Below are 18,454 nucleotides of genomic sequence, written 5' to 3'. Positions count from 1 at the left end.
AAGCGGTGCTTTTGTTTCGTTTGGAAAAACGCGAAAAAAACCAATTATATACCCGAGATCATTGAGTAGGCAATTTTGCCTTTGAGCAGTATGTTTTCGTAGCTTGTTCAGTGCCGTGATATATCCTCTTACGAAGCTCGGGGTAATAGAGTAGGAACTTTGCTAAACCTCTTTCTTAGATTTCTGCTCAGGACAATAAATGATTGGTCATTGGGTAAAACATGATTTATTAATAGTTAATTCTGTTCTATTCAATGAGAGCTATGGAAACCGATTGGGTAGCTGAAATAATCGATTGTTACAACTGGAATCGTGCATATGTTCGATTTTACTTTTCTCCTGTTCAGTATAGCGTTACTTTAAGTTTGTATCACAAATTACTTCTCTGATAATATCACTTTCCCAATTATATTTAACGTAAAAAGTGTTTCTTTCCGTTCTTTTATGACGACTCAGGCTATGTTAATTATTGACTAATTCAATTGTAATAAATGGAATGATTTCAAAGGAGTAACTATTGTAATTATTATTTAATGAAAGATGTTTTAAATTATTATTCGATAAGTATTTAATATTATCTTTTTACTTAAAGGGTAAGTATTATCACATGCCATGGCACTTAATAGTTAAGAAGTCATGTAATTAATTTTAATAAAATAACTGTTAAGTCGATGATTGTAAAGTTATTTTTTGGTTAGCTCTAAAATTAGAGATATAAACTCATGATTAAAATTAAAAAACAGACGCTTGATTTAAATTTATATTGAATATTTTTAATATATTGTTAATATGATAAAAATACAACTTGAAGCAAGCTGTGTCTGCGCGTTTATTTGTCCCAAATAAAAACTCCGACAAATACTCCGCCCATTCTGGTTGGTTGCACTAACCCCCTTCGGTGTTAGCGCTGGTTTATCATATGCTGTTAGTCTTAGATCTTAATAGCTATATCTAATTATTTGAGAGGTGAGTATAGATACAATAAAAGGTAATGATTATGAACAACGATATGTTAGACATTTTAAGAAATGTAGGTGCAAGAGATTTTAGAACTATTGAAACTGCCATTAAGACAGTAAAAAAAGAAAAATACAAATCTCGTAAAGAACCTGCTGATTTGCAGATTAAATCAGTAAAGACAAATCTCACTGAAAAAGAATATCAAGAACTAGTTAAAAAGCAATGTATGGCTGGTTATTCAAAGCTTTCAGCATTTACTCGTGACGTCATCAATAATGCTATACAAGTCAAACCCATCATTCTAGAGGCATCTAAAGAGTTCTTTACAGAAACTTCAGAACTCAGTGATCAAATTAAAACAATTGCCACCGATATTGAGAATAGTAAAGCTCTCACAAGAGATGAAATAGAAAGTACTCTTGTAATATTAGCGGGACTATTAAGAGAGTTTCAGGCAACTCGTCACTTGCTAGTGAATAGCTTGACTCAAGAAGCGGCTTATGAAATAGCAAAACAGCATTTAAGTGAAGACAAGCTTGTTCAGGCACTGAAAGAATTCAGAGGGTCAAGTCATGATCTATAAGGAACCTGCACAAAAAGGCGGTGAGCACACTGAGCAGACCGCAGACGCTCTCATAAAGTATGTGGCTGGTGACGATGAACGAGTGGCTAAATATTTAGTAAATTATGGTGCAGGAATCACTAAAAGCGCTGATGCAGTAACAGAACTTATTTATGCAAATAATATTATACATATCCCTGTAAATGCTAAAAACTCACCAGGGGAGATGTTAGATATGACACTTGCGATAAGGGAGATGCAGGAGTCTATAAGGCTTAATCCAACCGCCAAACAGCAATTTAAGCACATGATTGTAAGCTTAGATACTAATGAGAGTTTAACTAATTTCCAATGGTGCAAAACAGCTAAAAAGTTGATGAACCATTTGGGTTACGCAAATTGCCGATATATTGCTTTTAAACATAATGATACCGATGAACAACATATACATGTAGTCACATCTACTATCGATATAGTAACAAGAAAACGCATCAAAGACTCTTATAGCAAGATACGAGCACAAGAAGTAATGAGGGAGCTAGAGATAGAGTTTGGTCTGCGACAATTAGTAAGTAGTAATAAGATTGGTTACGATTCCTATGCTGATATTAATGACGCTAAAACATTTAACAAAAAGGCTCAAATAGCTCGGCTGGTAAAAACTGGTATCAATAAGTTAAAGCCACGCTCTAATCTTGCAGAGTTTGTCACTGCTGTTGAGTCAACACATTCAAGCCTCAAAGTTGAGCTACAAACAAAGAAGGGGATTGCGGTGGGTATCGTATTTAATCTCGACGGAGTTCGAATGTCTGCCTCCCAGTTAGGTGGAAATCGAAAATATACACTCGGAAAGCTTATTGGAAACGGTATTCTACATGACGCCTGTAAGGACCTGAGTAACTATGAAGAAGAACTAGAAAGAGCGGCTGCGCACGCTCAAGAACAATCAGATAATGCGCTTAGAGTTTATGAAAGTAAGCAAGATCAAGATATGAGGACTTATCTTGTGATGCTTTCTGTGAATGTTAGATATCGCAAGGAAGTGGAACAATTCATAGATGACATGAAATGGAATCTGAGAGCACGTAAAAGATTAAAAGGCGCTTCTGATGTCGTGTATGTCGTTGAGATGATTTCTATGCTTAAAGATGTCGAAATGGGTTTTGAAACAGTTATTGAGGCGCTATTTTTGGATACTCTTGATAAAGCATTTAGCTGCATCACTAAGCGAAAAGCAATGGAAAATGTATTTGAAAATCTAAGCACAAAACAAATTTCTGAGAGTGACTATAAGACTTTTATTGCTACTGCGCATGTTGAGATCTTACACAAGAATGATAAATCACAACGAAGTTCGGTGAACAAACTATTAGAAAGTATCATTAGCCAGGATCACAAAGGTATAAATAAGTAGCCTAATATTTATAGCTGTCATTAAATGTAATTATATTCTTTGTAAATTCCAGTTTGTTTACTTATATAAAGTTAACTGGTATCTTGTATTAAAAGATAAGAATAAATTTTAAGGTTTAAGTTATGGCTAATTATGCAGATGCAATGAATGTCGCGATTGATAAGAAAAGAAATAATATACTTGATGATGGTAAGAACTACACTCCGTATCGACATAGGAAAGGAATGACTCTTTATCTTCGACTAAATATTAAAAGATGTGATGAAGAAGTAAGAAATGGCTGTCCTAAGAATAAGGTAGTCATTGTTGCCAAAAAACGTATTGATGACATTCCAAAATATACATTTGAAGAGTTTCTAGAAAACGATGTAACTGAATGTGTAAAGTCAGGCAAGTATAATGTTACTAAAGGGGCTTACGACAAGTTTATAGCTAAGCACAAATCTTATTATAGATTATATTATGAAGCAAAAATAAATGAATGTCGAGGGTACTTCGATATTGATAGAGCAGGTATTAAGAAACAAGCGGCAAAGGTTTCAATGCCTGTACATGAGGTCGCAGACATTGTTACAAAACTGGCTTTAGAAGGTTTGTTAACTGTTGTTGAAGCACAGGATTTGTATCAGGCAATGTATAGAATTAAACAAGTGTTAGATGCTTATGTTATGCCTGACGTACTTTTTCATAATATGTTGTTTTCTGATAGAGCACTGGTAGAACGAATAAAAAATATTAATTATTTATCGAGTGTTAAAATTTCAAGCAAGCTTAATGCTACACGATTTTTAAAGCATAAGGATAAAATAGATTGCTTTGATCAAGGCGATAAGCCTAAAAAAATGAATAGTCAAAGAAAGTCGATAGAGTGCTTCTTTTAATAACTATGGTTCAAAGATAACTTTGACAACTACCAGCTCAAAGAGCTGGTTTTTATTATATAGCCTTTTTACTATACTTAAAAACCAAGTGGTTAACTAAACATTCTTGTTTAACTATAAATAAAGGGTTAATATCATTTGGATATGTTATAGAGTAGTATAGGAAGATTCCATATGGATGACATACATAAACAACTTGGCGTCAATAAGTCCTTTCTTAACGATACATTCGCAATGATCCGCATATCTAAAGACGGAGAGGTTTGGGTGCAATATCAAGACAAGATGGATATACCATCAGGCACTAAAGCAATTAATATTACTGCTGATGCTCTTAAGATTATTGCGCTTCATCAAAGTAGTGAATAATAAGAGCGTGGTTTAAAGAAATTTCATATTGAGGCATAAGAAATATGCTGTAATTTTCCATTATTATCACCAGTTTTCCTTTGATTTAAACAAAATCATTATATTTTTATTAACATGGATAGACTATGAAAGCTAGAATTGGAATCGCCGATGAAGAACTGGTTCGTAAGTATATGTTGGATTTTGCAGCTGGTAAATTAAACAATGTCGAAGATATTCCTCATTTTTGGTTTGCATCATTAACGGAGCTGGCACAGGTTTTAACTAACGATAATATTAAGCTCTTGTATATGATTTCTCGTGAGAGAGTAAATAGTGTAGGGAAGCTAGCAGAGATAACAGATCGTAGTGTCGAAGAGCTTGAGGTTTCTATTGAGAAACTTACATCTAAAGGTTTTGTTCGTATTGACAGATGTGGAAACGAGGAGAGTATTACTGCAATTTATACCTCTTTTGAGATCCTCGTGGGCAAAGAACTGGAAGCCCAGCTTCTACAACCCCTTTAATTTTAACATCAAGTAGTTAACGCTTTTTGCTGATAAAGCAGTCAGTGCTTAATTATCTGGAAAACATTCGTCGCCTATTGCCCTAACGAGGAGATTTACATTCAGGAATATTTATTATGAAGAAAAATTACCCACCAATGAACGTGAGCATTGGTGGGAATGGCCCAAGGAGGGAGTAGCGTCGGCCATATGTAACGTGTTTATATTTGATAACAAGCACTGTTTTTTCTTCAAATTAACAGTCACGAAAAATGAAGATAATGTTAGTTGGTTAGTCTTTGCGTTTCGCTCTTGCTTTTAATTAGTTAAATGCACGAGCTAATGTGCCGTTCCCTTCGCATAAATACTTAACGGAATGACTGCTAACAAAGAGGGATTCTCCTGCTTTTAGATTTATTTGATCCTGCTGGTTGGAAATGGTCACTTTTCCTTCAATACAAAATAGAATCTCTGGACTGCGAACGAATTGTATGATGTTTTGATTTGCGACAGGCACAACTTCAAATCCAAAATCGTCAACAGGAATTGGGTAGCTTAATTTCCCGTTTTTATGGATGGGATCAAGTTTTATATGTGCTGGATCAATGGGTATAAACGTCGTATTTTCAATCAGCTCTGGCACATCTATGTACTTTGTGGTTAAGCCTGCGCGTAGCACGTTATCTGAGTTCGCCATAATCTCTAAGCCAGTGCCTTGAACATAGGCGTGTGGTGTTTCCGCATGCAAAAACATAGCTTCACCTGGTTCAAGCTCAATAGTGTTTAGCATCAATGGTGAAAACAAACCGATATCATCGGCATAGTACTGACGAAAATCTTTAATATAACCATAAGCCTCACGAGCCATCGCTGTTTTTGCTGGGCGCTCAAGACTCGTGTAAAGCTCTTCCAGTGCTTGTTGCTTGCGTTCACCTTCCAGAGACATAATTGCAGAAAAAAAGCCTTTGAGACCGTCACTGTTTGGAGACGCTCTTAATGCACTGATTTCTGCTCTAAGCGTTGTAATATTCGCGTGCTCAAACAAAGTTAAAATTTGTTCTATTGGCCTGAAACCATTCATCGCTTTGTAAAAGGTCAGCGCATAAACTAGCTCTGGCTTATGGTTTGGATCTTTGTAATTACGGTTTGCCGCGTTAAGCGGAATACCTTGTTCATTTTCACGAGCGAAACCCATTTCAGCTTTGCTTTTGCTTGGGTGAACCTGGATCGAGAGTGGCATTTCTGCGGCCAACACTTTAAACAAGAAAGGCAGCTCGCCAAATCTTTCCTTTGTATAGTTTCCCAACGATTGAACTTTGTTTTGGTTTATTACATCGGATAGCAATTCATGGGTTTCGGCTTTGCGCGAACATCCGTTTGGGTGTGCGCCCATCCAAATTTCAGCTTGGGGTGAGTTGTCAGGGTTTTCTATACCAAAAAGTTCTTTAATCGCATCACGACTGCCCCAAGAATAGTTTTGAATGGTATTCTCAAGCTTAAAAAATAAATTTTTCATAGTGCAATCCTCTTTAGATTAACGTCTTACCCAGTTTGAGAGTTGCAGCAATATTTCTTGCTGTTCTTATCAAATTTTCTTCGGCTTCTACCAGGACTTGTGAGAGACACTGAGGGCTGCGCACTGAACCAAATACGCTATCAATATGTGAGTAAAGCTTGTGAATATCTGTCCCCAAAGAGCCTGCTATCGCGATCACAGGGACATCTTTTTCTTTGGCATACCTTGCAACCCCCCAAGGTGCTTTACCTTGTATAGTTTGGTTGTCCATTTGCCCTTCACCGGTTATAACGAGGTCCGCACTTTTGATGATGCTCCTGGCATCTATAGCTTCCAAAACCATATCAATACCAGGCTTTAATTGAACGTCGAAAGCTAACGATAAACCTAGTGGCGTCCCTCCAGCAGCCCCATATCCGGGAGTGAATAGTGGGTCGAATTGCTTGTTAGGTGAAACGAAAGAGGAAAAAGTCATGAGACCCGTATCTAGCTTGTCTATATCAGCCACCGAAGCACCTTTTTGAGGGCCGAACACATGACTCGCTCCGCGTGGACCACACAACGGGTTCGTGACATCGCAGGCCACTATCATCTCAATATTTTGACAACGAGAGTCGAGACCTTTTAGATCGACTTTGCTAAGCCGAGATAAATCTCCTCCCCCTCTAATCAATTCATTACCTTGAGAGTCATATAGGTGGCCTCCAAGTGCTTGAATGATACCTGCGCCTCCGTCATTGGTAGCGCTTCCCCCCAAACCAATGAGAATTTTACTCACACCATGGTCCAGAGCGATTTTAATTAACTGACCCGTACCGTAGGTAGATGTAAAAAGAGGGGCGCGTTTTTCTTTCGTGAGTAAGTCTAACCCTGAGGCCGCAGCAACTTCTATGAGTGCGGTGTTGCCGTCATCTAACAAAGCCCAGTGTGCGTTGATCCATTCACCCGTTGGTCCTTCAACTTGCGTTTTCTGCAATGAGCCACCTAAGCTTTCCAGTAGCACATCCACAGTTCCTTCACCGCCATCCGCGAGAGGAAGATGCACGTATTCGGCATTTGGAAATGAGTCGCGAAAACCCAGTTCAATTGCAGAGCAAACCATCTTAGCGCTGAGTGATTCTTTAAAAGAATCTGGGGCGATTACAATTTTCATGAAGATTCCTTAAGCTCCGCATGTCGCGGAGCTATGGTTAACTTAAAATTTCACTTGGAAAGACTTAACCTGACACGGTTTCAGCATGCCGAACGATGCTGTGTCTACCTCATTTGGTAACACTTTTTCGTCTAGCTGTGTTTCTTTCCATGAGGCCACTTTTGAGGTGAACGTCACTGTGTCGTTAATCACGTCGCTTTCTGATGGGTTGTAAACGCGTAGGATGAGCGCATCTTCGTCTTCTGCTTTCTTCAATACGCTCAATACTGCGCCGTCTTGCGATTTGTTCAACAAGCTGTGTGTTAGTGGCAGGTTTTGCTCGCCAACGTTGAGCTTCATTGCGTTGTAAGGAATTTTGTTGTAGCACTGGATTGGAGTCACGTTGTCACGCGCCGCTGCCATGACGTTTGCTTCGATGTGGTTTCCTGCGAAACCGAACAATGCGAATTCACAAACAATCTTGCCGCGTACTTGTGAATCTGGCGTTGGGATCTTGATACCAGATGGACGACCCGGACGAAGTAACAACTCTTCTTTACCCAACACGCCGACACCACGCAGAAGGGTTAGGGCGAATGTGTCTCGCTCTTCATTACCTTGGCTTGAAATCACTTCAAACTCACGCAAACCGTTGCTCATTAACGCCATACCACCTTGTGCGTTTTCAACCGCGGCAAAGTTCATTAGCTGGTAAACTGGTACAGGCGCTTCTTTCCAGCCGTCTGCTTCCCAGTTCGCCATTTCTGGATCGTTCGTTGGGCGAGTGATCAAGCCGAACTGGTTATCCGCTACCACGGTTTCTGATACAAACGGTGTTGGTACTAGTACGCGTACGCGGTGGTCGTCAGCTTGGTTGTCCAGCTCCATACGAACTTCAATACGGCGTGTACCTTGTTTCAGAACCACTTGGCAGTTCACATCTAGGTACCCGTTTTGGCCTGTGCGCTCTTCACGTTGTTGTAGGTTCTCAGGCAAGTTCATGCGTAGCTTGATGGTTGAGACAGACTGGAAGCCTTCGTGCTTCACATTCACTTCTACATCGAACTCGTCAGAGTACAGTAGCCACTCTTTACGAGAAGGCGAGTAGTCGTATTCGTCGCCATCATCAGAGCCGTCTTCAATGCGCAGCGCTTGCTCGTAAAGATGCTCAGTCTCTTTGTCGAAGATGTTCAGAGTACCGTTTGCATTTACGTTGATGCGATAGAATTCATTCTCAAGAAGGAACTCTTTTTGCTCAGCCACTTTTTGCGTGCCTTTCTCGTTGGCTTTAATGTGTAGGGTTGTGAAGCCGATAGCTGGCACTGAATGCTTGATTTGAATGTCGTACTCGATAAACGGGTCGTAGTTACCGTAATGTACGATCTGACGGTCAATCTTACCTGGGTCAATGATGCGCTGGTCTTGAATGAAGTACTCAACTGGTGTGCCATTTTCATCAAAGATATTGAATTCTTCTGCTCGGATTGTGATGGTGGTGTTGACCACCTCTTCACGAGCGTATGGAGATAGGTTGAATAGCGCTAACTTGTCGCAGCCTTCGCGTGTTGGCATGTGGTCAACAATCTTGCGTTTGTAGAAGTTGATCAGGTTGGTTGCCATGTCGTCAGCAAGGATGTAGCGATTTAATATCTCGGCGTGCACTTTGTCTGAGCAGCAGCAGCCAATTGAATCGTGAGCATGATTCTTCATGCTCTCCTTCCACATTTTCTCGATCAAGCCGTGGTGGTATTCAAATCCGAGTGTCCAAGCGATAGACGCTAACGGCTCCAGGATGTTGACGATCTTATTCTCGACTTCTGCGTGGATGAGTTTGATGTCCATACGAGTTGAAGAGATAGTGCGATGTACGCGCATGTATTTACCGTCGTTGAACTCGCCTTTGATGGTGTCAAGTTGCTCGCGCTCGGCTTCAATACGCTCGAACGCTTCTTCAAAACGGCTCATTTTGAATTCTTTATCTGGGTAGATTTCACGCAGCTTATCCATCACCTCGAAGATGTCTTTTTGGATAGGCATTTGGTCGTGACCGTTTGGTAGTAGAATGTCTTTGGTGACTGACGGTTTTTCTAGCACAGGGAAGTATTTATCTAGACGGGCGCGTAGGCCTTCCTCGTCTTGCGGCAGATATTTACCAATCGCGTAGCCCAATGGCAATATTTGCGCTGAAACTTCGCTGCCGTCGTTTGATTGCCATAAGAACTCGGTTTTATTTGTGCCGTGTCGCTCTGAACAACCACGCCAGAACATGGCGCGATTGATTCCGAAACCGTTGTAGATAGCGGGGAGCTGCGAACTCATAGAGAATGAATCTGGTAGGTAGCCAATCTTCATTGGCTCGCCTAGTGCTAGACAATCGCGCAATCCGTAAAGCATGTTACGCACGATAGATTCACCAGATACTTGCATCGTATCCGTTTGAGAGTACCAAGGACCAACAATCAGTTTACCAGCTTGTACGAGTTCACGTACGCGTTCTTTATTTTCTGGTTTGATAGCGAAGTAATCTTCCAGTACGGCGGTTTGACCGTCTAGAACGTAGTATTTGTAGTCTGGATCGTTTTCCAGACGAGTCATGATTTCTTCCATGTTGTTCACTAGCAGAATACGAGACTCTTCTGTAGTGAAATACCATTCACGATCCCAGTGCATGTGAGGAGTAATATGAACGCGAGATGTAGTCATAACTTTTACCGTCTTAGGCAATAATTGCCGTTAATTTGTTTTAAAATTGATTGTTTTCTATTCGCTTTTGCGGCGTTTAAGTTTGCCGACGAATATTTTGGGCGCAGTAATCCCGCGCCCAAAGCTCGAGTTGAGCGAATCTATGAGTGATTCGAATTAATTTTGTGCAGTAGCCTCAGTGGCAAATTTGCCCTTTTTTACAGCATGTGCTCGCCACATAATGAGGGTGATGGTCGAGATGGTTGCACCAACCAGCGCAGCGCTAAACCAGATTGCTGCGGCGGTGAATGCGCCCAGACCAGCATCATGCAGTAGGAAGATTGAGAAAATACCTGCGCCTGGAGTTGATAGACCGATACCAGCTGCACCTACCATTGCCCCTGTTACAACAGAGCCAAGAAGGAATGAGCCAATTACACGAATTGGATCTTCAATCGCCATTGGGATAGCACCTTCTGTGATGCCAGCAAGACCAAGCAACCACGTTGATTTACCCGTTTCGATTTCAAAGTCCTTGAATAATCGAGGCGCAAGTAGAGTTGATGCAGTTACTGTGAACGCTGACACCATTTTGACCGAACCAAAGATGGCATACGGACCGTAAACACCGTTCGCCATCGCACCCAGACAGAAAGCGTAAGCCGCCTTGTTTACGGGACCACCAAGGTCGAACGATACGAACAAGCCAATCACCGCACCCAGAAGTAGGGCGTTGGTGCCAGACATGCCGTTTAGCCAGTCAGTCAAACCTTGGTTTAACCAAGCTACGGGTTTACCGATCACGAACAGCATGAGTGAGCCGGCAACTAAAGTACCAATAACAGGGTATAAGTAGAAAGTTAGGAAACCATTGAACGCAGGGTTTAGACGTACGTTTTCTTTGACCCACCGCATGACGTAACCTGCAATCAAACCACCGACAACGCCACCAAGGAAGCCAGAGCCGATAAGGTTGGCTGCGATACCTGCCGCAAAGCCAGGTCCAAGTGCTGGTTTATCTGCCAATGAGTAAGCCGTGTAAGCTGCCAGTACAGGCACCATCAATGTGCCTAGTAGACCGCCACCTAGCTTGCGGTACATCCACAACCAAGAGCCTTCTTCAGCATACAAATCTTGGAGGTTTAACATTTGTGCCAATAGTACGGCAACAGCAAGCACGGTACCGCCTGCAACGATTAGAGGAACCGCGTAAGAGATACCTGATAACAGAGCCTGTTTTAATTCCGTTTTAAGGGGTAGCTTTTTCGGTTTGTCGTTGGTTGCAACTGCAGCGCCTGCGCTTCGACCAGCTTTACCCGCTTCTACTGCTTCGTTAAGAATGCGCTCTGAGTGTTTGATTGGCTCGGCTACTGGCACTTCTACACGAGGAATGCCTTCAAAGCGCTCTAACTCTTTGATCGCTACTTCTGCTGCGAAAACGACCGCTGTTGCACTGTTGAGCTGTTCGGCAGTCAGACGATCTTCGATGCCGTTTGCGCCTTGTTTTTCAACGTGAACGTTATAACCGAGCTTCTTACCTGTCTTTTCAAGGTACTCTGCTGCCATGTAGGTGTGAGCTATACCCGCTGGGCAAGCTGTGACACAAACGATTGTTGGCGCATTTGTATCTAATTCGCTGTCCTTATTTTCTGGTTCGCCTTGTCCGTCAAGTAATGAAATAATTTGTTCTACATTTGTAGCATTCAACACTGCTTCACGCACGTCATCATCCACGAGGGTTGTAGTCAGTTCGGTCAACAAGTGCATGTGCGTTGAACCTGCTTCTGCATTTGGAATAGCAATCAGAAAGATCAGGTTTACGTCTTCGTCTTCATCTAGTCCTTGCCACTTTAGGTCTTCTTTTAGTGTAGCCACAGCAAATGCAGCTTCTTTTACTGCATCCGTCTTACCGTGTGGTACTGCTAAACCTTCGCCAAGTGCCGTCGGTCCTTGCTCCTCGCGTGCAAATACCGCTTGTAGATATTCTTCCTTGTTATGCAGTTTGCCTTGCTGGTTGAGTTGTTCGGCAAGTGCACGAATCGCTGCGTCACGACTTTCGAACGTCGTTTGTAGGTTTATCAGCGATGGGTTTGTAAGAGAGGTTAATTTCATAACGTTTGTCCCATTGTCACATTCGACATTGTTGTACATTCAACAATAGCTATAATAATACATCTTAAATACAAATGATCCGTGATCATGATCTCAATTGAGTTATAATATGTATTATTGTTGTATTGTTGCGTCTTGTTTTTGTATACCTATATTTGAACAAACGCTTGTCATATTGACCTTATTTCGTATTATAGGGACAAGAAACTTAATCTTTCTTACAATGATAGTTCACCTTGGTGTGACTGGTTTCGAGTTGTATCAAATAGGTTTATTTAAACTATCATTTGTATTGTTTTTGTAGAGGTAAGTATGTCAAGACTGCCAATGTATCGTCAGATTGTGAATGCGATTCGCGATAAAATCAGCGACGGTGAATATAAAGTAGGAACCGCGCTTCCTACCGAAGCTCAGTTGCGTGAAGAATTCTCTTGCAGTCGAGTCACGGTTCGCCAAGCATTAAAGTTGCTGATTGAAAATGGGGAACTTGAAAGTGTGCAGGGTAGTGGAACCTATGTAAAAGAAAACAAGATTAACTACGATATTTATCAGCAGAGCAGTTTTGCGGAAAAGTGGGCGCATTTAAATGTGATGACACACAGTGATGTGTTAGCGTTTGAAATCACCAAAGCGTCGCTTACTATGGCGGACTTGCTGGATATATGCGAAGGAGACAAGGTCTATTACGTGAAACGCGTTCGTTATTTGGATGACAGCCCAATCACTGTTGAAGAAACGTGGTTACCAACTGATATGTTCCCAGATCTGACCTATCAAGTAATGCAAGGATCTAAGTACCACTTTATCGAGAAAGAGAAGGGGATGGTGATTGACCGCAGTGAGCAAGAAATCATTCCGGTACTGCCACCGCAGGAGATTGCCGAGTTGTTAGACATCGATCCTGCTCAACCGATCATCGAGAAGCGCACCCGTGGTTTTTTACAAGGTGATGTGGTGTTTGAATACAGTCGCAATTACTTCAAATCGACTGACTACAAATTTACGCTAGTTGCTCATAGAAATAGAACGCCAAACACACTTAGTCGTTCAGTTTAGGGACGCAGGTTGTACTACCTGAGAGTTATGGAAGTGACTTCTACAGTGTTCTATTAAAACTGCTACTAGCAGAAGCAAATGTTTCTTAATATTTGTTTATTCACAATACTAAGTATCATTCTTTCGATTTTTTGTATTTAAACTATATCGATATACAGTGAAGTTCAAAGCAGAGCGTTTTGGCCGTATTTTTCATTGACTTTGTGTTGAGACACTCGATTTCAATCAGCCCAGTTCTCGAAGAGCATCGGCAATTAGTCGATGGCGGTTTCTCTAAGACTTCGAAACTTACCACTTATCGAGAGTAAGTTACCGCTTACAAAAGCTAGTGCCTACTCTTCGTTAAATCAATCCTGTGGGTAGTATACTGCGGCGTTAGACATCTCTCGCCGCATTGACCATTTCTACGATATCCCTAGTTCTATGTGGTGCGCAGGCCACAGCACGAAGCACCATATCATTGTTTCGGTCAAAGTTATCCTTTAAGCAGCCATAACGAATAGTTTGCCCCCGTGATTGACGACCTTTAAGAGTGCCTTAAGTCACAGTTAACCAAATCGGTCATTTGTAATCTGCGGCGGGAGCCGCTTCCCGTGAACGAGCACTGTTTACACAGTGCATTGGTCAATAATTGAATAGTTTTAATCAAACCAAAGTTTATAGTGCAATTTACCCCCTCTAGAGGGTAAGTCGGCTTTTACCCCCGATAGGGGGTAAAGAGGTTTCCTCCCACTAGTCCATATTTCTTATTAGATATAAATAAGCTTAAAAGTAAATATAAGTCATTGTTTTTAATGTAAATAGTGGTTGACTGGGCAGTTTTTATTGGTTTTAATATACCTGAAAACTTTCTATCTCTACTTGCGTAAAGATTGAGTTGAATAAATGAAACAATAATAAAAATATTCGTCACCCTAGCGGTGAGAAGGAGGGTATCACTAGTAAATAAATGGAGTAAATATTATGAATTTCAATGTAATTAAAAAGAACAGAAAGTACTTTGCTGCGACAGCAGACAATAATAAATCTTGTAAGATTTTGATCGACGATTACTCAAAAGATTTAGCGTTAGGTGAGCATTTTCTTGCTGTTAAAGATATCTCAGTACGCTCGAAGTATGGAACTGACCTAATTTACAAGTTAGCAGCAAATGTAGAAGAACAAACTAAATTAGGCATTTGTTCTTTAAAATCAGCATATAACACACTGTTGATTGAAGAGTGCCGTAAACTCGGTGGTACTTGGGATAAATCTCAAGGCGCTTGGATATTTTCAAGTATTGTAGAAAAAGAAGTTGAAGAACTCGATCAAATTACGATTGAGATTGAGGCTATCGAGGAAATACAAGAGCATGGCAAGGCGATAGAGTTTCTTGGGTATCCTGTTTGTAAAGCATTTAGTCGTGATTCAGGTGCTCGAATTGAAACTGGGATTGCATTGCTATCGGGCTATGCCACTTCAGGTGGCTCAAAAAACCGATGGACAACCGTCCTGAGCGAAGGCGCGACTTTAAGGCTAAAGATCCCAGTGGATTTACTCAATATTTATGAAGACAAAAAATTTCAAGTTAAAACCATATAAATAATTCATAAATAAGAGTAAAAATAATGTCAAATCGCATAATAAATATTATCGAATTTAAAACTGAAGATCTTGCTCATGCAAGTTCCATTATTGAGTTCATTAGTAATGAAAATAATGAGTTAGATTTTAATAGGTTAATTCCTAGCCCTGAGTATCTGAAGGTTTTGGAAGAAAAGAATAGTTCTTGTCATGTTGAGCAAGACAGTGATTGGAATTATAAACATTGGTACTCAAAATGGAACGCTTGGCACAGTGAATTCAAGCTTGAGGAAAAATATGAATATGTTTACGGTAGAATTAGCTTTATTTCCTTTAATAGTATTCCATACCCAATATTCATTGCATTATCAGAGAAGTTTCATCAGATCCGCTTTAAGGTAAGGTTTGCTGATCAATTTGATTTTGGTAGTTATTGTGGTTTCCTAGTCTTCCAGAATGGACAGGAAATTGACCGTCATACCTCACCAAATGGATTTGAATCAGATGAGCACTACTACTACTGGTTAGATATCGCAATGAGTGTTTGTTAATTACTCAACTTAATAGTTAGAATGCAAGCAACACCCCTTAAAATCTAGACGTTGCTTGCATCTTTAGTTAGATCAAAGTCTTACCTTGTGCAATCCAGCCTTTCCTTGACCACCAAAAATCAACCCATCATCATTTTTGATATAAAATGTGCCTTTCTCCTTTTTGTTCATTTGTATGGCGGTGTTGCCTTCAACGCTATGATTCAACACATTCGGTTTCTCATGATTTGCGGTCAGTTTAATCACATCAAAGCCGAATTAGTATGAAGTAAATATATCGTATCGTGATGACAATATCTTCTTTTCAAGAACACACTGGTAAGACTACACTTCAGTACCAAGATAATTACGGTCATTCAATATTAAGTGGCAGGCAAACGAGTGGAGACGTGTATCATAGTTGCTATTTTTTTTGCGCAAATTTGTGTAGATAAGCTCAGGGTTTTATCTCGGCTTTCTAATGCTGGCCTATACTTTCTGAGTAGAACTCGCAAAGTTTGGACTTAATTAAGAACTCACTCGCGCAAAAGGTATTTTATGGACAAAGTATTCTTTCTTGCCTACCTATGTAAAGTTCCTTCGTTAAAAATCTTATCCAAAGTGGTCAATTTGGCGAGGGGTCGTAAGGTGGTCATCTTTATAGAAGATTATCGGCGCGGTGATGAACACGTTTTTACTAACTTTTTACTCTCTGATCCCAAGCATATTGAAGACCGCATAGTAGAACTCCAAAACTGGACTGAAGAAGTGGGCAGAAAAATATCAGAGTATTGTACAAACGAAGAGATTGAAATTCCCGCTATCGAATTTGCACCACTGGAGGGATCGCATTGGATAAAGTCCCTTGCTTCTAATTTAGAGAAGGGCGCTGCGGAGTTACTGCTAGTCGATCATATTGCCAAACCGATAGATGAAAGATTGTTAGAAAAATTGGCCACACTGGATGCCATTAAATACCTACATTAATGAACAGGTCAATTCCGATGTTGACAGTGAGTCAGTGCAAGCGAAGAAATGATAAAAACTGAGCAGCATAATTGTATTAAAGCGGCATAAGCCGCTTTAATATATCATAAACAAATATCAGCTAACCCCGAGAGCCTTGTAAACCGCATCTACAGGGTCACTGTAAAAGCTAACTTGAAACTTAGTAAATGTTTCAGCTGGCACTGTCGGAATATCTGTAGCAGATGCCATAGGAATGAGAATCTTGGTTGCACCAGCTTCGAGAGCGACTTGCATTGAACCTGCCAAGTCCTGAACTGGATGCAATACGCCTCCTAGGGTCATCGACCCCAAAACCACCATTGATTCTTGCATCGGCTTTCCAAGTAGAGCAGAGCAGTTAGCAATCAAAGCGGCTAGGCTAGAACTATGTGAGTGACCAGACATCTGGAGGTCAACAAAATGCAAATGGAACTCATGTTCCGAATACTGATTGTTCGCCGCTATTCGTGATAGGTTTCCTTTGAAATACTCAAATCCAACTTTTACTTGCTCCTTTGCTTCGGTATCTGATCCTAAACCTGAAGTGGTTAGCTTACCATTGCCAGCCGTTTTTTGAGTTTCAATTCGGAACACTCCGAGCTTGCCCGCAGTACCATGGCTAACGAAGTGAACAACGCCAGCATTAGGCATGCCTGGTGGGATAATCTGTGAACCTCCTTGTTCTGGAACGTTTACAAAGAACTCTTCGAGCGTTTCATTATCAATGTAAGAGAAGTTAACATCGAAGAACTCCATCCCTCCAATTTTTTTGAGCTGCTCTTTGACTCGGCGGCGAACCTCGAGTGCATAGGTCAAGCAAATCCGCACATCTTCTTTAGAGTACTCGCCATGTGGCACTAAAAGTTTTAGTAGTCCAGATGTGGTACGGCGAACGGCGATAACATCTCGCTGATTGAGATTGTTTCCCAGCTTGAAGAATTTGTCGATAGCATCGGCAAATGCATGTTTGCGCATCTCGCGCATGTATTCAGCAAGGTAATCGGTGATCAAACCAAAACGGTTTGTAAAAAACTCTGGGCGCATTTTAGGAATTTCCCAGCCAGGAATATAAGCGTGGAAACGGTCAAAAAATGCTGAGTCAATCATCTCTGGAGGGAATGGGGCAAGTAGATGACTCGTTTTAACCAGTGTTTCGACACTTTGGTCAATATTACCGACAAAGACCATTGAAGCCTTCGCTTCAATGGAATCACGACCACGGCTAAATGAACCTGAAGCCATGTAGTCTTTCATTATCTGCACGCCATCTTTGTCTTTAAATCGGATACCAGCGACTTCATCAAAAGCGACAATATCCCACATGCCAACCAAACCGACTTGGCGGCTTGACATGTTATAGAAAAGGTTCGCGACGGTGGTTTGACCGCCTGATACCAATAAAGAGTTCGGGGAACATTCTTTATAAACGTGAGACTTACCTGTACCGCGAGGGCCTAGCTCGCAGACGTTATAGTTATTTTCAACGAACGGTATCATTCTGGCTAAGATATGCCACTTAGCACGCTGTTCCAGATTGGCAGGTTCCATACCAATTGAGCGTAATAGCATATCTAGCCATTGATCCATAGTGAAGTTGCGTCGAGCGTCAAACACTTCTTGCATGTTCATTGAAGGCATCTGAATTGCTTTTAAGCCAACAACAGAAAATGGTGACGTCTTTTGGCCTTCCTCATAGAAGTAGCTTAGAGTAATGATGCACCAAATACCGCCTGTCAGCAGCTTTTCATTCTCTTTAACAACATTGGCAGAGATCACCGCGTCCTTGATACCTAAATTCGATAGGCTCGCCTCGTATACGTCTTTTTTCTGATTAAGCTTTACAGTGACTTTATCAATAACTTTATGTGTGCCTTTTTCTCGGATCAGTGATTTGACCTTTTCAGCTTCGTCTGGGCGAACATAGTTATCAGTCAGAATTTGTTTTACTCGACCTAAGCCAGCTTCTATCAACTCATCATCATCAGTCGAGCAATACATCCCTAACAGGTACTCGAGGACATAGACAGGAACATTGGCTCCTTCCTTAAGTTGTTTGGTCAGGTCTTTACGTACAACTCTGCCTTTAAATTGAGTCGTCATCAACTCATCCAGATCGACATCTCTGACATGTTGGATTTCATCTGCCTGACTAGGAACGTCAATAGGCTCTTGTTGATTATAATT

General features: G+C 40.9%; 15 protein-coding genes. 9 read left to right on the top strand and 6 right to left on the bottom strand.

Annotated features, from left to right (window positions below; translation table 11 throughout):
• Positions 1-997 precede the first annotated feature (997 nt).
• From I3X05_RS18570 to I3X05_RS18550, 5 genes are all read left to right on the top strand, one after another.
• The gene (locus tag I3X05_RS18570; protein ID WP_337971407.1) at positions 998-1,543 is read left to right on the top strand and encodes a chromosome partitioning protein ParA; all 546 of its coding nucleotides are present in this window, start codon (positions 998-1,000) and stop codon (positions 1,541-1,543) included.
• A complete protein-coding gene (locus I3X05_RS18565) occupies positions 1,533-2,936 on the top strand; it encodes a relaxase/mobilization nuclease domain-containing protein (RefSeq protein ID WP_337971406.1) in 1,404 nt (467 codons plus the stop codon). The genes I3X05_RS18570 and I3X05_RS18565 overlap by 11 nt, the downstream gene beginning before the upstream one ends.
• A gap of 122 nt (positions 2,937-3,058) precedes the next feature.
• A complete protein-coding gene (locus I3X05_RS18560; RefSeq protein WP_337971405.1) occupies positions 3,059-3,817 on the top strand; it encodes a hypothetical protein in 759 nt (252 codons plus the stop codon).
• Positions 3,818-3,991: 174 nt separating this feature from the next.
• Positions 3,992-4,186, top strand: a complete 195-nt coding sequence (locus I3X05_RS18555) for a hypothetical protein (RefSeq protein ID WP_337971404.1) — start codon at positions 3,992-3,994, stop codon at positions 4,184-4,186.
• 125 nt (positions 4,187-4,311) lie between these two features.
• On the top strand, positions 4,312-4,692 hold the full coding sequence (locus I3X05_RS18550) for a transcriptional regulator (protein WP_337971403.1): 381 nt from the start codon (positions 4,312-4,314) through the stop codon (positions 4,690-4,692).
• A gap of 301 nt (positions 4,693-4,993) precedes the next feature.
• Here the strand turns inward: I3X05_RS18550 and manA are convergent, their stop codons facing one another.
• The 4 genes from manA to mngA all read right to left on the bottom strand — a co-directional run bounded on the left by manA (position 4,994) and on the right by mngA (position 12,113).
• On the bottom strand, positions 4,994-6,187 hold the full coding sequence (gene manA, locus I3X05_RS18545) for a mannose-6-phosphate isomerase, class I (protein WP_337971402.1): 1,194 nt from the start codon (positions 6,185-6,187) through the stop codon (positions 4,994-4,996).
• 13 nt (positions 6,188-6,200) lie between these two features.
• Positions 6,201-7,340 (bottom strand): glycerate kinase, encoded by a 1,140-nt coding sequence (locus tag I3X05_RS18540; protein ID WP_337971401.1) that lies wholly within the window; start codon positions 7,338-7,340, stop codon positions 6,201-6,203.
• A gap of 42 nt (positions 7,341-7,382) precedes the next feature.
• On the bottom strand, positions 7,383-10,022 hold the full coding sequence (gene mngB, locus I3X05_RS18535) for a mannosylglycerate hydrolase (RefSeq protein ID WP_337971400.1): 2,640 nt from the start codon (positions 10,020-10,022) through the stop codon (positions 7,383-7,385).
• Between the two features lie 156 nt (positions 10,023-10,178).
• Positions 10,179-12,113: a PTS 2-O-a-mannosyl-D-glycerate transporter subunit IIABC gene (mngA, locus tag I3X05_RS18530; RefSeq protein WP_321282856.1), complete on the bottom strand. Its 1,935-nt coding sequence runs from the start codon at positions 12,111-12,113 to the stop codon at positions 10,179-10,181.
• Between the two features lie 312 nt (positions 12,114-12,425).
• Between mngA and I3X05_RS18525 the strand changes: the two genes are divergently transcribed.
• From I3X05_RS18525 to I3X05_RS18515, 3 genes are all read left to right on the top strand, one after another.
• Positions 12,426-13,169: a GntR family transcriptional regulator gene (locus I3X05_RS18525; RefSeq protein ID WP_031817732.1), complete on the top strand. Its 744-nt coding sequence runs from the start codon at positions 12,426-12,428 to the stop codon at positions 13,167-13,169.
• Positions 13,170-14,132: 963 nt separating this feature from the next.
• Complete coding sequence (locus I3X05_RS18520) at positions 14,133-14,750, top strand: hypothetical protein (RefSeq protein ID WP_337971399.1); 618 nt, start codon at positions 14,133-14,135, stop codon at positions 14,748-14,750.
• Positions 14,751-14,776: 26 nt separating this feature from the next.
• The gene (locus tag I3X05_RS18515) at positions 14,777-15,283 is read left to right on the top strand and encodes a hypothetical protein (protein WP_337971398.1); all 507 of its coding nucleotides are present in this window, start codon (positions 14,777-14,779) and stop codon (positions 15,281-15,283) included.
• A gap of 72 nt (positions 15,284-15,355) precedes the next feature.
• Here the strand turns inward: I3X05_RS18515 and I3X05_RS18510 are convergent, their stop codons facing one another.
• Positions 15,356-15,529: a hypothetical protein gene (locus I3X05_RS18510; RefSeq protein ID WP_319554116.1), complete on the bottom strand. Its 174-nt coding sequence runs from the start codon at positions 15,527-15,529 to the stop codon at positions 15,356-15,358.
• A 291-nt stretch (positions 15,530-15,820) separates the two neighbouring features.
• On the opposite strand from I3X05_RS18510, the gene I3X05_RS18505 reads away from it, so the two are divergent.
• Positions 15,821-16,249 carry a hypothetical protein gene (locus I3X05_RS18505; protein WP_337971397.1) on the top strand — a complete coding sequence of 143 codons (429 nt, stop codon included), beginning with the start codon at positions 15,821-15,823 and terminating at the stop codon, positions 16,247-16,249.
• 117 nt (positions 16,250-16,366) lie between these two features.
• On the opposite strand, the gene brxL is transcribed toward I3X05_RS18505, so the two are convergent.
• The gene (gene brxL, locus I3X05_RS18500; protein WP_337971453.1) at positions 16,367-18,406 is read right to left on the bottom strand and encodes a protease Lon-related BREX system protein BrxL; all 2,040 of its coding nucleotides are present in this window, start codon (positions 18,404-18,406) and stop codon (positions 16,367-16,369) included.
• Positions 18,407-18,454: the final 48 nt, after the last annotated feature.

This window comes from Vibrio navarrensis, assembly GCF_015767675.1.
GTDB lineage: Bacteria > Pseudomonadota > Gammaproteobacteria > Enterobacterales > Vibrionaceae > Vibrio.
The sequence above is the reverse complement of the archived record's forward strand: the minus strand, read 5'-3'. Positions and strand labels throughout refer to the sequence as shown.